This window comes from Pseudonocardia hispaniensis (genome assembly GCF_042658695.1).
In the GTDB taxonomy this organism is placed as follows: Bacteria; Actinomycetota; Actinomycetes; order Mycobacteriales; family Pseudonocardiaceae; genus Pseudonocardia; species Pseudonocardia hispaniensis.
This window is the reverse complement of sequence record NZ_JBHSQW010000023.1, coordinates 105,605-118,105: the sequence shown is the minus strand read 5'-3', so window position 1 is coordinate 118,105 and position 12,501 is coordinate 105,605. Positions and strand designations below refer to the sequence as shown.

Annotated in this window: 13 protein-coding genes; 7 read left to right on the top strand and 6 right to left on the bottom strand. The window is 71.7% G+C overall.

The window, feature by feature from the left end; translation table 11 throughout:
* The first annotated feature begins 27 nt into the window (after positions 1-27).
* From ACFQE5_RS10285 to ACFQE5_RS10270, 4 genes are all read left to right on the top strand, one after another.
* A complete protein-coding gene (locus tag ACFQE5_RS10285) occupies positions 28-330 on the top strand; it encodes a hypothetical protein (RefSeq protein WP_379584617.1) in 303 nt (100 codons plus the stop codon).
* Positions 331-542: 212 nt separating this feature from the next.
* Positions 543-1,808, top strand: a complete 1,266-nt coding sequence (locus tag ACFQE5_RS10280; protein ID WP_379584616.1) for an aspartate kinase — start codon at positions 543-545, stop codon at positions 1,806-1,808.
* Positions 1,805-2,872 (top strand): aspartate-semialdehyde dehydrogenase, encoded by a 1,068-nt coding sequence (locus tag ACFQE5_RS10275; RefSeq protein ID WP_379584615.1) that lies wholly within the window; start codon positions 1,805-1,807, stop codon positions 2,870-2,872. The genes ACFQE5_RS10280 and ACFQE5_RS10275 overlap by 4 nt, the downstream gene beginning before the upstream one ends.
* Positions 2,873-3,001: 129 nt before the next feature.
* Positions 3,002-3,508, top strand: coding sequence for a beta-class carbonic anhydrase (locus ACFQE5_RS10270; RefSeq protein WP_379584614.1), 507 nt, complete (start codon positions 3,002-3,004; stop codon positions 3,506-3,508).
* On the opposite strand, the gene ACFQE5_RS10265 is transcribed toward ACFQE5_RS10270, so the two are convergent.
* The 3 genes from ACFQE5_RS10265 to ACFQE5_RS10255 are packed head-to-tail and all read right to left on the bottom strand — an operon-like array spanning position 3,505 to position 6,228.
* The gene (locus tag ACFQE5_RS10265; protein ID WP_379584613.1) at positions 3,505-4,536 is read right to left on the bottom strand and encodes an endonuclease/exonuclease/phosphatase family protein; all 1,032 of its coding nucleotides are present in this window, start codon (positions 4,534-4,536) and stop codon (positions 3,505-3,507) included. The two genes, ACFQE5_RS10270 and ACFQE5_RS10265, sit on opposite strands and share 4 nt — an antisense overlap.
* Positions 4,537-4,575: 39 nt before the next feature.
* Positions 4,576-5,766 carry an MFS transporter gene (locus ACFQE5_RS10260; RefSeq protein ID WP_379584612.1) on the bottom strand — a complete coding sequence of 397 codons (1,191 nt, stop codon included), beginning with the start codon at positions 5,764-5,766 and terminating at the stop codon, positions 4,576-4,578.
* Positions 5,767-5,823: 57 nt separating this feature from the next.
* Positions 5,824-6,228, bottom strand: coding sequence for a DCC1-like thiol-disulfide oxidoreductase family protein (locus tag ACFQE5_RS10255; protein WP_379584611.1), 405 nt, complete (start codon positions 6,226-6,228; stop codon positions 5,824-5,826).
* Between the two features lie 18 nt (positions 6,229-6,246).
* Here ACFQE5_RS10255 and arsC point away from each other — a divergent pair, with 18 nt between their 5' ends.
* A complete protein-coding gene (gene arsC, locus ACFQE5_RS10250; protein ID WP_379584610.1) occupies positions 6,247-6,609 on the top strand; it encodes an arsenate reductase (glutaredoxin) in 363 nt (120 codons plus the stop codon).
* Between the two features lie 6 nt (positions 6,610-6,615).
* Here arsC and ACFQE5_RS10245 read toward each other — a convergent pair whose 3' ends face one another.
* From ACFQE5_RS10245 to ACFQE5_RS10235, 3 genes are read right to left on the bottom strand one after another with little or no spacing between them, the layout of a single operon-like run.
* On the bottom strand, positions 6,616-8,460 hold the full coding sequence (locus ACFQE5_RS10245; protein ID WP_379584609.1) for a S9 family peptidase: 1,845 nt from the start codon (positions 8,458-8,460) through the stop codon (positions 6,616-6,618).
* A gap of 34 nt (positions 8,461-8,494) precedes the next feature.
* Positions 8,495-9,661: a MalY/PatB family protein gene (locus tag ACFQE5_RS10240; protein ID WP_379584608.1), complete on the bottom strand. Its 1,167-nt coding sequence runs from the start codon at positions 9,659-9,661 to the stop codon at positions 8,495-8,497.
* A 23-nt stretch (positions 9,662-9,684) separates the two neighbouring features.
* A complete protein-coding gene (locus tag ACFQE5_RS10235; protein WP_379584607.1) occupies positions 9,685-10,614 on the bottom strand; it encodes a cation diffusion facilitator family transporter in 930 nt (309 codons plus the stop codon).
* A gap of 81 nt (positions 10,615-10,695) precedes the next feature.
* Between ACFQE5_RS10235 and ACFQE5_RS10230 the strand changes: the two genes are divergently transcribed.
* On the top strand, positions 10,696-11,118 hold the full coding sequence (locus ACFQE5_RS10230) for a DUF1707 SHOCT-like domain-containing protein (protein WP_379584606.1): 423 nt from the start codon (positions 10,696-10,698) through the stop codon (positions 11,116-11,118).
* A gap of 115 nt (positions 11,119-11,233) precedes the next feature.
* A complete protein-coding gene (locus tag ACFQE5_RS10225) occupies positions 11,234-12,403 on the top strand; it encodes an LLM class flavin-dependent oxidoreductase (RefSeq protein WP_379584605.1) in 1,170 nt (389 codons plus the stop codon).
* Positions 12,404-12,501: the final 98 nt, after the last annotated feature.

The window sequence follows — 12,501 nt, the reverse complement described above, 5'->3', positions numbered from 1 at the left end:
CAAGCCGATCGTCCGCCGGGAGGACTGATGGGCGTGGGGACCGCGACGCGCCGCGGCGCGGCGCTGCTGGCGAATGCAGTGCGGATCATCGGAACGGCGATCGCGCTCGTCCTGGTCCTGCACGTCGCTCTGACGCTGCTCGATGCGAACCCCGCCAACCATCTGACGATCTACGTGGCGGAGTTGGCGGCCCGGTTCAACCTCGGGCTCGACGATCTGTTCCTGCCTGACGAGCCCAAGCTCGCGGTCACCCTCAACTACGGGCTCGCCGCGCTCGTCTGGTTCGGGGTGACCGCGGTCGTGGTCCGGATCGTGCGCCGCCTCGCCTGAGGTCCGGGCCGCTGGAAGACCCGGTCCGCCCGGTATGCGCTCAGCGGCGCTGTGGGATCCGTCATCGGCGTTAACGCGGATGAGTGCCGCAGGTAGGCTCGATTTCCGACCAGCGCTCGGACTGCGGCGGTGCCTCGCATCGATCCGCGTGCCGGGTCAGACACCGCAAACGCCGGCGGCACCCGGTCGCGGGGCAGGAACAGGAGGTCGGGGTGGCCCTCGTCGTGCAGAAGTACGGCGGCTCATCGGTTCAGGACGCAGACCGCATCAAGAAGGTCGCCGAGCGCGTCGTCCGGGCCCGCAAAGAGGGACACGACGTCGTCGTGGTCGTCTCCGCGATGGGCGACACCACCGATGAGTTGACCGATCTGGCCAGGCAGATCTCTCCGGCCCCGCCGGCTCGCGAGCTGGACATGCTGCTCACCGCGGGTGAACGGATCTCCAACGCCCTCGTCGCGATGGCCATCCACGCCCTCGGCGCCGAGGCGCGGTCGTTCACCGGCTCGCAGGCCGGCATGCTCACCACCGCCAAGCACGGCGACGCGCGCATCGTCAACGTCAACCCGGGCCGGCTGCGCAGCGCGCTGGACGAGGGTTCGATCGTTCTCGTCGCGGGATTCCAGGGCATGAGCGAGGACTCCAAGGACATCACCACGCTCGGCCGCGGCGGCTCGGACACCACCGCGGTGGCCCTCGCCGCCGCGCTGGAGGCCGATGTCTGCGAGATCTACACCGATGTGGACGGCATCTTCTCCGCCGATCCCCGGATCGTGCCCGATGCGCAGCGGCTCGAGAGCGTCACCTACGAGGAGATGCTGGAGATGGCCGCCTCGGGTGCGAAGGTGCTCCACCTGCGGGCGGTGGAGTACGCGCGGCGGTACAACGTGCCGCTGCGGGTGCGCTGTTCGTACAACGACAAGCCGGGGACGCTGGTCGCCGGTTCGATCGAGGAGATTCCGTTGGAGAACCCCATCCTCACCGGGGTCGCGCACGACCGGTCCGAGGGCAAGATCACCGTCGTCGGGGTGCCGGACACGCCGGGGATGGCCGCGCGCATCTTCCGCACCGTGGCCGACGCGGAGATCAACATCGACATGGTGCTGCAGAACATCTCGCGCGAGTCGGACGGGCGCACCGACATCACCTTCACCCTGCCCCAGAAGGACGGGACGCGGGCCGTGAGCGCCCTGGAGACCATCAAGGAGCAGGTCGGTTTCGAGGAGCTGATCTTCGACCCGGAGGTGGGTAAGGTTTCGCTGGTGGGTGCCGGGATGCGCAACCACCCCGGCGTCACCGCCACGTTCTGCGAAGCGCTCTCAGCGGTCGGGATCAACATCGAGACCATGAACACCTCGGAGATCCGGATCTCGGTGATCTGCCGGGTCGACGAGCTCGACGACGCCGTGCGCGCGCTGCACCGGGCGTTCGACCTCGGCGGCGACGAGCAGGCCGTCGTGTATGCGGGGAGTGGACGATGAGTCAGCAGGGTCCGGTTGTGGCGATCGTCGGGGCGACCGGCGCCGTCGGTTCGACGATGATCGAGATCATCGACGCGCGGCCGTCGGTGCCGTGGCACGAGATCCGGCTGGTGGCCTCGCCGCGGTCGGCGGGCACGGTGCTGCGGGTCCGTGGCCAGGACATCACCGTGCAGGCGCTGGCGCCTGAGGTCTTCGACGGCGTCGACGTGGCGCTGTTCGATGTCCCGGACGAGGTCAGCGCGCAGTGGGCACCGATCGCCGCCGCCAGGGGAGCGGTCGCCGTCGACAACTCCGGTGCATTCCGGATGGATCCTGAGGTGCCGCTGGTGGTGCCCGAGGTCAACGCCGCGGAGGCGGCGAACCGGCCGAAGGGGATCATCGCGAATCCCAACTGCACGACGCTGTCGATGATGGCGGCGATGGGGGCGCTGCACCGGGAGTTCGAGCTGCGCGAGCTGGTCGTCTCCTCGTACCAGGCGGCCTCGGGCGCCGGCCAGCCCGGCATCGACCGGCTCTACGCCGAGCTGGCGGCGCTGGCCGGCAAGCCGGTCGGTCACCGCAGCGGCGACATCGCCGAGGTTCTGCGCGAGGCCGGTCTGGGCACCGACTCGCCGTTCCCCGCCCCGCTGGCGCTCAACGTCGTGCCCTGGGCAGGATCGTTGAAGGACGACGGCTGGTCGTCCGAGGAACTCAAGGTGCGCAACGAGTCGCGCAAGATCCTCGGCATCCCCGAGCTCAAGGTGTCGGCCACCTGCGTCCGGGTGCCGGTGGTGACCACCCACGCGCTCGCGGTGCACGCGACGTTCGGCCGGGACGTGTCGGTGGAGGCCGCCCGCAAGGTTCTCGCCGCCCAGCCGACGATCGTGCTGTGTGACGACCCCGCGGCGGGCGAGTGGCCGACTCCGGCCACGGTCGTCGGCGAGGACCCGACCTGGGTCGGCCGGATCCGGCAGGCGCTCGACTTCCCGAACACCCTGGAGCTGTTCGTGTGCGGGGACAACTTGCGCAAGGGCGCCGCGCTGAACACCTACGAGATCGCCGAGACGGTCGCGGCCGGCCTGTAGACCCGCCCGCCCACCGCGTTATGGAGCCATAACGCGGTCCGTGCCCGGCCGCCCAGCGCGTGATGGAGCCATAACGCGCTGCCGGCCACCAGCTCATGCGCCTGCCCGGGGCCCCGCTAGTTTTGCGTCATGAGCCATGAGGAACTGGTGCGCCGCTATGAAGCGGGGGGCGGACAGCTCGCCGCCGCCAACGCGGAGGGACTCGCCGTCCCGCCTTCCCTCCAGACCGCCCTGTTGACCTGCATGGACTCGCGGATCGACACCTTCGCGCTGTTCGGGCTGAAGCTGGGCGAGGTGCACGTGCTGCGCAACGCGGGCGGCGTCGTCACCGACGACGTGATTCGGTCGTTGACGATCAGCCAGCGCAAGCTCGGGACCCGGGACGTGGTGATCGTCCAGCACACCGGCTGCGGCCTGACGATGTTCACCGATGACGAGTTCTGCGAGGAGCTCGCGACCGAGGTCGGGATGCGCCCACCGTGGCGCACGCACGCGTTCCGCAACACGGCGTTGAGCGTGCGCCGGGACATGGCTCAGCTGCGCCACGACCCGTTCCTGCTGCCGCAGACGCGGGTGCGCGGGTTCGTGCTGGACATCGAGCGCTTCGTGCTCGACGAGATCCACCTCGACGACTAGGACATCTGCTCGGGTACCCGCAGCGTGGTGACGACGGCGCGGTGGTCGCTGCCGGGGATGTCGTGGATCGAGAACGTCTCCGCGGCGATGCCGTCGGAACTGAGCACGTGGTCGATCTGCGGGCCGAGCCAGCGGGGGGCCCAGGTGGGCCACGTCGAACCGAGGCCCGCCCCGCGCTGGGCGGCGGCATCACCGCACCCGGACGTCGCGGCACGCAGCACCGAGTGGTCGAGGGTGGCGTTCAGGTCGCCCGCGACGATCGCGGGTTCCGTACCCTCGCACCACCGGGACAGCAGGGCCAGATCGGAGCGCCAGTGTGGGACCGCGCCCGCGGTCGGCGCGACCGAGTGGAACGCGACGAAGTGCAGGCGGCCGAGTGCGCCACCGGTGACCTCGATATACGGGAAGGATGTGTCCCCGATCCTCATCTCGACATCGCCCAGTGTGCGGGAGACGATCGCGGCGACCCCGTTGACGTCGGCCGTTCCGTGCCCGGTCGAGGCCCGAACCTGGTAGCCGAGCGGCTCGACCAGCGGGGCGATCCGGTCGCGGTAGCCCGCGCCCGCCTCGGTCAGCGAGACGAGATCGGGGCGTTGGGAGCGGATCAGCGCGGCGAGCGCGCCGGTGTCGGCGGCCCCTTCGTAGGTGTTGAAGGTGAGCACGGTGAGTGCCCGCCCGGACGTGCGCAACGGGTCGGGAATGGCGCGCGGCAGCACCAGCGCGCTCGCCAGGAGCGTCACGACGACCAGGCCGACGGCGAACGGCCATGCCCGCGGCTGGTACAGCGTCCCCAGCACCGCGAGCGCGGCGAGCACCGCCACCGCACCGAGCAGCAGCGGCCGGAACGCGATGAGCTGCGCGAACGGGCTGAAGTGGTCCATCCGGAAGAGCAGATCCGGAAGCAGCCCGACCGCCGCGATGGCGGTGAGCAGCCCGGCCGCCAGGAATCTCCCGGATCCACCGCGGCGACGCGGCGGGGAGAAGGGCGGCGGGGTGCCGTGCCGAACGGGGCCAGGGGGAGCGCTCATCACCCGACAGTGTGCCGTATCCGGGTTCGGCCCGTCTGATCATCGGCGGGCGATGAGCGCCGACGCGCCGGCCATCGCGACACCCACCAGCCCGGCGGTGACGATCGCCGCCGCCGGAGAGATCGCGTCGATCAGCGCCCCGGCCAGCGGCGCGCCGAACGCGGCGCCGAGCGTGATCGACGAGCCCTGCAGCCCGGTGACCATGCCGCGGACCCGGTCCGGGGCCAGTGCGGCGACGGCGTCGGCGCTGGCGGTGAGCGACGGCGCGCAGGCCAGCCCGGCGGGGATGAGCAGCAGCGCGAAGGTCCACCAGGATCCGCCGAGCGCCACCGGCAGGGTGGCCAGCCCGAGCGCGGCGACCAGCGCATACAGCGAGCGGGAACGGTGCGCGGCCCCGTACAGATAGCCGCCGGCCAGTGAGGACAGGCACCACACCGCGATGACGACGCCGATCAGGCCGGCCTGCCCGCTGCCCTGCAGCGCCGCGACGATCCCCAGCTCACACCCGAAGACGACGGCCGCGGCGGCGGTGGTGGCGAGCAGGGTGGCCACGAGCTTTGGCGTCAGCCACTCCGAGACCGGCCCCGTCTCGCGTCGGCCATCGTGCGGCGTCTCGGCCCGCGTCGGGGGGTTGAGGATCCACAGCGCCACACCGCCGAGCGCGTAGCCCGCTCCGACGACGGCCATCGCGGCCGTCGTCGAGACGCCGACGGCGAGCGCCGTCCCGACGGCGGGCCCGAGGATGTAGGACAGTTCGACCGACATCGAGTCCAGTGCGTACGCCGGACGCCGCCGCGCGGTGGGCACGAGCGCGGCGATCGCCTGCCGCACGACCGAGTACACCGGCAGGGCGAGCAGACCGCCGAGCAGCGCACCCACCAGCAGCGCCGGGAACGGCAGCCACGGCGCCACCGCCCAGAAGCCGACCTCCGCACAGGTGGTCAGCACGAGCACCAGGCGCAGCCCGCGGCGATCGATCAGCCGTCCCAGCAGGGGCGCGCCGAGCGCCATCCCGATCGTGGTGGCCGCCCCGACCGTGCCCGCCGCCGCATAGCCCTGCCCGAGTCCGAGCACCACGTGCAGCGTCACGGTGATCGGCCCGGCGGACGCCGGGATCCGCACGAGGAACCCGATGAGCGACAGCGAGCCCACGCCGGGCAGGGCGAGCACGTCCCGGTAGGTCGCGATCCCTGTCCTGCCCCCGCTGATGCGGCTCGTCGCTGTGGTCACCACGCCATCGTGGCCGGTGCGTACGCCGCGGCGGCAAGCGGTTTCCGCTGGAAAGCCTCAGCTCACGCGGCCACAGTCACCGGGGTATCGCCGGCACCACGGGGTGAGACCCGGGAGCTGGCCGCGGTTCCGCGAGATCCACTCGTAGCAGGTTTCCTGGAGGTTCTGCGTGCGGCGGTAGAGCCGCATCGGCAGGTCGGTGCCCAGCGCGACGGACAGCGCGGCGTTCGCCGCCTCCGCCCCCGCGGCCGTGCTGCCGTCCGCCCCCTTCCAGCGCACCGAGGCCCTGCACTGCTCGGCGGTGGCGTCGACGAGCGTCGGCGCGTCCGGTCGCTGTGCGGGCACCGTGGTGATCCGACTGTCCCGGTCGAGCACGCGCAGCCAGCCGAGGGCGCGCATGCAGAACCCGCAGTCGCCGTCGAAGACGAGGGTCCCGGCGGTGAGGTTCATGCGGTCGGGCATGGCGCCTACGATTATGGCGTGGCCACCGCTGATCGTCCCGTCGTCTGGCACAACCCGCGTTGCTCGAAGAGCCGGGGCGCGCTCGATCTGCTCACCGAGCGCGGTGTCGACGCCGACGTCGTGCGCTATCTCGATGACGCGCCGACCCGCGCCGAGCTGGAGGACGTGCTGCGCAGGCTGGGCACCGACGACCCGCGCGCGATCACCCGTACCGGCGAGGCCCGATATCGCGAGCTCGGGCTGGCCGACGCCGACCGGGACGCGCTGCTCGACGCGCTGGCGGCGAACCCGATCCTCATCGAGCGGCCCATCGTGCTGCTCGGCGACCGGGCCGTGGTGGCCCGGCCGCCGGAGAAACTGCTGGATCTGCTGGGGGACTGAGCCGGCTCAGCCGAGCATGCGCCGGGCGAAGTCGATCTCCGTGGCGACGTGCCGCAGCGTCTGCTCGACCACCAGGGAACCGTGGCCGGCGTCGAACCGGCTCACCTCGTAGCGCACCGGATCGGGTCGCGCGGCCAACGCGTCGAGATAGTTGTCGATCTGCCGGATCGGGCAGCGCGGGTCGTTCTCCCCGGCCAGCACGAGGATCGGCGCGCGCACGTCCGCGACGTAGGTGAGCGGGGAGGCGGTCCGGTAGGTCTCGGGTCGCTGCTCGGGTGAGCCACCGAACAGCGCCCGGTCGAAGGCGCGCAGCTGCTCCATCTCGTCGGCATAGGCGGCCAGGTAGTCGGCCACCGGCACCCCGGCGATCGCCGCCGCCCACCGGTCCGGTTGCGTCCCCGCGGCGAGCAGGGCCAGAAATCCACCCCACGACCAGCCCTCGACGACCGTGCGCCGCGGGTCGGTCAGCCCGGTGGAGACCGCCCAGTCGTGGACGGCGGTCACGTCCTCGAGCTCGGTGAGCCCGGGGCGGCCCTCGATCGCATCGCGCCACGGCGTCCCGTAGCCCGTCGAGCCGCGGTAGTTGACCTCGATGACGGCGAACCCGGCGTCCACCCAGGCCGCCCGGATCGGGCTGAACCGGTCCTCGTCGGCCGCGTGCGGGCCGCCGTGCAGGCTGAAGACCGCCGGGTGGGGCCCGTCGCCCGCAGGCCGGGCGATCAGCACATGGACCGGTCCGCCCGGTCCGTCCACCCACGCATCCGTGAGCGGCACCGAGCCCGGTGCCGGACCGCCGGGCGGGACGAGCAGCTCCCGGTCGTCCCCATCGGGGGACAACGCCCGGATGGAGGGCGGTTGCGCCGCCGACGAGCACGTGTACTCGACCGTGCCGTCGGGCCGGACCCGTGCCGAACCGATGCAGCCGGGCGCGGTGGTCAGCTCGGTCAGCTTTCCGGTGTCCAGGTCGTAGCGGTGCAGCCGGGTGCGCGCGGCGTGGATGTGCCAGACGAGCAGCGCGGTGGCGTCCGGATAGAAGTCGGCGAACAGCTCGCCGGGCAGGTCGATGGCCAGCTCGGTCTCACGGTCGGCGACGACATCCCACAGCAGCAGCTCCTCGCGGCCGCGCCGCTCGTGCAGCAGCAGCAGCCGGGGGTCGCCCGCCACCGGCGCGAAGGCCAGCGGGGTGAGTCCCCTTCCGGGGCCGTCGGACTTCTCGGCGACCGTCGAGAAGTCGGCGGTACGCAGCACGCGGACGGCCGGGTGGCGTGAGTCGCCGTGCTCGGAGTGGCTGATGGCCAGCAGCGTCTCGTCCTCCGACAGCGCGCCGACGCCGGCGTCCTGCGGATGCTCGTAGATCACTGCGGCCTCGGCCGTGCTGTCGCGGCGGTGCAGCCAGATTCGCGAGCCCTCGTCGGTCGAGGTGCCGACGGCGGTCAGCGTGCGGCCGATCTCCAGCCCGGCGGGGTAGCCGTCCTCGACGCCGGGCACCGCCGCGCTCGGCCGTGCACCGTCGGGCAGCCCGTCGAACGGCTCGGCGACCCAGCGGCCGAACTCGTCGCCGTCGGTGTCGTCGAACCACCAGAGCGTCGTGCCGTCGGGGGGCAGCTCCGCCACGTGTGTGCCGTTGCGCCTGCTGGTGACCTGACGGTGCCGGTCGGTCGGCCGGTCCCAGGCGTAGATCTCGGTGGTGCCGCTGGCATTGGACGTGTAGACGCTGCGCCCGGGCGCGTCGCGGGCCCAGTCGGGTCGTGACATCCGGGTGGCGGTGAACCGTGCCCGCCACCGTCGTTCCCGGTCGTCGTCGTCGAAGAGCCGGTCGGGAACGGCAGCGACGGGGTGCTGGCTGGTCACGCCCGCAGATCCTGCCGTACCCGGCGGCGGGACATCAGCCGGCGGGGGCACCGGCCGCTCGGCCCATCCGCTCGATGATCTCGGTCAGCAGCGGGCGGGTGGTGGCGAAGTTCAGCCGGACGAACGTGTCGTAGCCGGTCCCGAAGCCTGCGCCCGGGTTGACGGCCACGCCGGCGTGTTCGAGGAAGAACGCCGCCGGGTCGGCGACGCCGAGGCGACGGCAGTCCAGCCAGGCCAGGTAGGTGCCGTCCGGGATCCGATAGCCGATCCCGGGCAGATGCGCGGCGAGCAGGTCGGCGAGCAGGACGCGATTGCCGTCGAGGTGATCCAGGACGTGGGCGAGCCACGGCCCGCCCGCGGTGTACGCGGCGATGTTGGCCGCGATGCCCAGTGGCGCGGCGGGGCCGATCTCGGCGAGCGTCAGCCGGTCCCAGCGTTCGGCGTCGGCGGGGGAGCTCAGCACGACCTGGGCGCATTTCAGCCCGGGGATGTTCCAGCCCTTCGACGCCGAGGTGACGGTGACCGCGTGCGCCGCGGCCGCGGCGGACACCGTCGGATAGGGGATGTGGCGGGTCGGCGGGTAGGTCAGTGGGGCGTGCACCTCGTCGGCGATCACCCTGCCGCCGCCGCGCTCGACCGTCTCGGCCAACGCGACCAGCTCGTCTCGGTCGGCGACGTGTCCGGTGGGGTTGTGCGGGTTGCACAGCAGCACCGTCGCGGCCCCGCGGCCCAGCGCGGCGGCCACGGCATCGAGGTCGATCGTCCGACGGCCGTCGCGATACCCCATCGGGACCTCGATCACGGGGCGTCCGCACTGCCGGATGACGGCGAAGAACGGCGGATAGGCCGGGGTCGGCAGGATGACGGCCGAGCCGGGCGGGCTGAACGCGTGGATGGCGGCCGCCACGCCCCGTAGGACGTCGCTGACCAGGCGCACGTCCCCGGGCTGGACCTGCCAGCCGTAGGCGGTCGACAGGAACTCCGCGCAGGCGGCGGGAAGTCCGCTCAGCTGGTCGGGTGGCGGATAGCCGAAGTCCTGCCGCCTGATGGCCTCGCGGAGCGCATCCGAGATCGGCTCCGCGGTCCGCACGTCCATCTCCGCGACCCACGCGGCCAGCACGTCCGGTCCGAATCGGGTCCATTTCATCGTCCGGCGGCGGCGCAAGGCACCGACATCGAGGTCGTCGAACGGGTTGGCCATGTCGTTATCAGAACATCATCTGTTCACCACGACAGCTCGGCGCAGCGGGTCTGCGAACCCGGGGGCTCGACCTGCAGCGTGAAATGCGTCATCCCGTGGCCGTCGGCCAGCAACGTCCGGGCCTGGGAGAGAACCGTGGCGGGATCGCAGTGGGGGCCGACCCTCAGATGCGCCGAGCCGACCTCCATGCCCGAGGTGAGGGTCCACACGTGCACGTCGTGCACGTCCTCGACGCCCGTGAGCGCACCGAGTTCGGCGCGGATCGCGGCCAAGTCGACGTGTGGGGGCGCGGCCTGCACCAGGATGCGGACCGCCTGCTTCCCCAGCACGAACGTCCGCGGCAGGACGAACAGTCCGATCCCGATCGCGACCACCGGGTCGACCCAGGTCCAGCCGAAGACGAAGACCGCGGCACCGGCGAGCAGGACCCCGACCGAGCCGAGCGTGTCGGCGAGCACCTCGAGGTAGGCACCGCGCAGGTTCAGGCTTTCCTTCGCGCCCTCCCGCAGCAGCGCGAAGACCACGAGGTTGGCGGCCAGCCCCGCCGCGGCGGTGGCCATCAGCGGGACACCGGGGATCTCCGGGGGGGCCGCGAACCGTTGAACCGCCTCGATGATCACCCAGGTGGCCACCCCGAACAGCAGCACCGCGTTCGCCAGCGCGGCGAGCACCTCGGCCCGGTAGAGCCCGAAGGTGTGCCGATCGGATGCCGCCGACCGGCGGGCCGTCGTGATCGCGGCCAGTGCCATACCCACGCCGAGCACGTCGGTGAACATGTGGCCGGCATCCGACAGCAGCGCCAGCGAGGACGTGGCGAGCCCGACGACGACCTCGACGGCCAGGAACACCGCCAGCACGCCGAGCGAGATCCATAGCCGTCGGGCATACCGAGCTGACGCGCTCACCCCGGCCGCGAAGCCGTGCCCGTGTCCATGCCCGTGATCCGCACTCACGCGGCGAAATATATGCACTCATTCGCATGAGTGCAAGAGAGGGGTGGAAGCCGTGCCCGTGGCCCGTGGCACGATGGGGGTGTGGACGATCTCGCACGCCCGGACGACCTCCGGGCGTCCGACGCGGACCGCAGAGCGGTTCAGGACCGGCTGCAGTGGGCGCACGGAGAGGGCCTGCTCGACCTGAACGAGTTCGACGCGCGGACCCGGGCGGCCTGGGACAGCAAGACCCGCGGCGAACTCGCCCGGCTCACCGCGGACCTCCCCGCCCGCCCCCGCAGCCCCGCCCGGCCCCGGGTGTTCTCCGACACGGCCGGGGGCGTCACGATGCGGGTGCTCACGATCGTCTTCGCCAGCATCGCCGTGGTCAACCTGATCGTGTGGGGTCTGCTCGTGCTGACCATCGGCTGGGTCTATCCGTGGTGGGTGTGGACGGCCGCGCCGCCCGGCGCGGTGCTCGGCGTGCTGTATCTGGCGGGTATCGGGCGACCGGACCGCGAATAGCTGTCCACAATCCGCACAGTCCGCGCAGCGTGAGCCACGTCAGGATCGGGGCATCCGTGACGAGCGGCCGCCCCGCGCGTCGCCGTCGACGATCGACGACGATCAGGAGGACCACGTGAGCAGACTGCGGTTCGGAATCTTCCTCGCCCCGTTCCACCCCGCCGGACAGAACCCCACCCTCGCGATGCAGCGCGACCTCGAGCTGGTCGAACACCTCGATCGCCTCGGTTATGACGAGGCGTGGATCGGCGAGCACCACTCCGCGGGAAGTGAGATCATCGCGTCTCCGGAGATCTTCATCGCCGCCGCCGCCGAGCGGACCCGCAGGATCAAGTTGGGCACCGGTGTCACCTCGATCGCCTACCACAACCCGTTGTGGGTCGCCGACCGCATGGTGATGCTCGACCATCTCACCCGCGGACGGTCGATGCTGGGGGTCGGGCCGGGCTCGCTGCCCACCGACTCGGCGATGATCGGGTTGAACCCGACCGACACCCGCGAGCTGCTCGACGTCAACCTCGACATCATCATGCGCCTGCTGCGCGGCGAGGTCGTCACCGAGCAGACCCGCACGCACAACCTCATCGAGGCTCAGCTGCAGCTGCGTCCCTACACCGATCCGTGTTTCGACGTCGCCGTCGCCGCCGTCGCGTCGCCGACCGGGCCGCGGCTGGCCGGCCAGCACGGTGTCGGGCTGCTCTCGATCGGAGCCACCCTGACCCAGGACGGGTTCGATGCGCTGGCCCACCACTGGAACGTCGTCGAGGAGCGGGCCGCGCACTACGGCCGGCCCACGCCGGACCGGTCCGGGTGGCGGCTGGTCGGGCTGATGCATATCGCGGAGACCCGCGAGCAGGCGTACAAGGACGTCGAGTTCGGCATCGAGCAGTGGTTCCGCTACTTCCAGAAGGTCGCGGCCTTCCCGCAGATGGCGGTCGAGGGCGGCAACCTCAAGGAGATGATCGACTTCGTCAATGAGGCCGGGATCGGGGCGATCGGCACGGTCGAGGACGCCCGGGCGCAGGTGCAGCGGCTGGCCGACCAGTCCAACGGCGGGTTCGGCGCGATGCTGCTCATGGCGCACGACTGGGCCAACCCGGAGGCTACGAAGCGCTCCTTCGAGCTCATCGCCCAGGAGGTGTTCCCGCACTTCCAGGGCCAGGCCGAGCCCACCCTCGCGGCCAAGCAGCGGGCCGAGCAGACCCGCGAGGCGCACGCCGCGACCCAGATGACCGCCGTCCAGGTGATGACCGAGCGCTACCAGAAGGAGCGTGCCGGGGGCTGACGCGGCTGCCCAGCCCGGCGGCGCCATGTCGACCGCATTATGGAGCCATGACGCGCTGGGTGAGTGTCCCCGGGCCGCGTCATGGAACCATGATGCAG

Bases quoted from the DNA above. Each gene is read 5' to 3' on its own strand.
- ACFQE5_RS10270 (WP_379584614.1), top strand. From the start codon at position 3,002: ATGAGCCATGAGGAACTGGTGCGCCGCTATGAAGCGGGGGGCGGACAG.
- ACFQE5_RS10240 (WP_379584608.1), bottom strand. From the start codon at position 9,661: ATGGCCAACCCGTTCGACGACCTCGATGTCGGTGCCTTGCGCCGCCGC.
- ACFQE5_RS10265 (WP_379584613.1), bottom strand. From the start codon at position 4,536: ATGAGCGCTCCCCCTGGCCCCGTTCGGCACGGCACCCCGCCGCCCTTC.
- ACFQE5_RS10275 (WP_379584615.1), top strand. From the start codon at position 1,805: ATGAGTCAGCAGGGTCCGGTTGTGGCGATCGTCGGGGCGACCGGCGCC.
- ACFQE5_RS10255 (WP_379584611.1), bottom strand. From the start codon at position 6,228: ATGCCCGACCGCATGAACCTCACCGCCGGGACCCTCGTCTTCGACGGC.
- ACFQE5_RS10285 (WP_379584617.1), top strand. From the start codon at position 28: ATGGGCGTGGGGACCGCGACGCGCCGCGGCGCGGCGCTGCTGGCGAAT.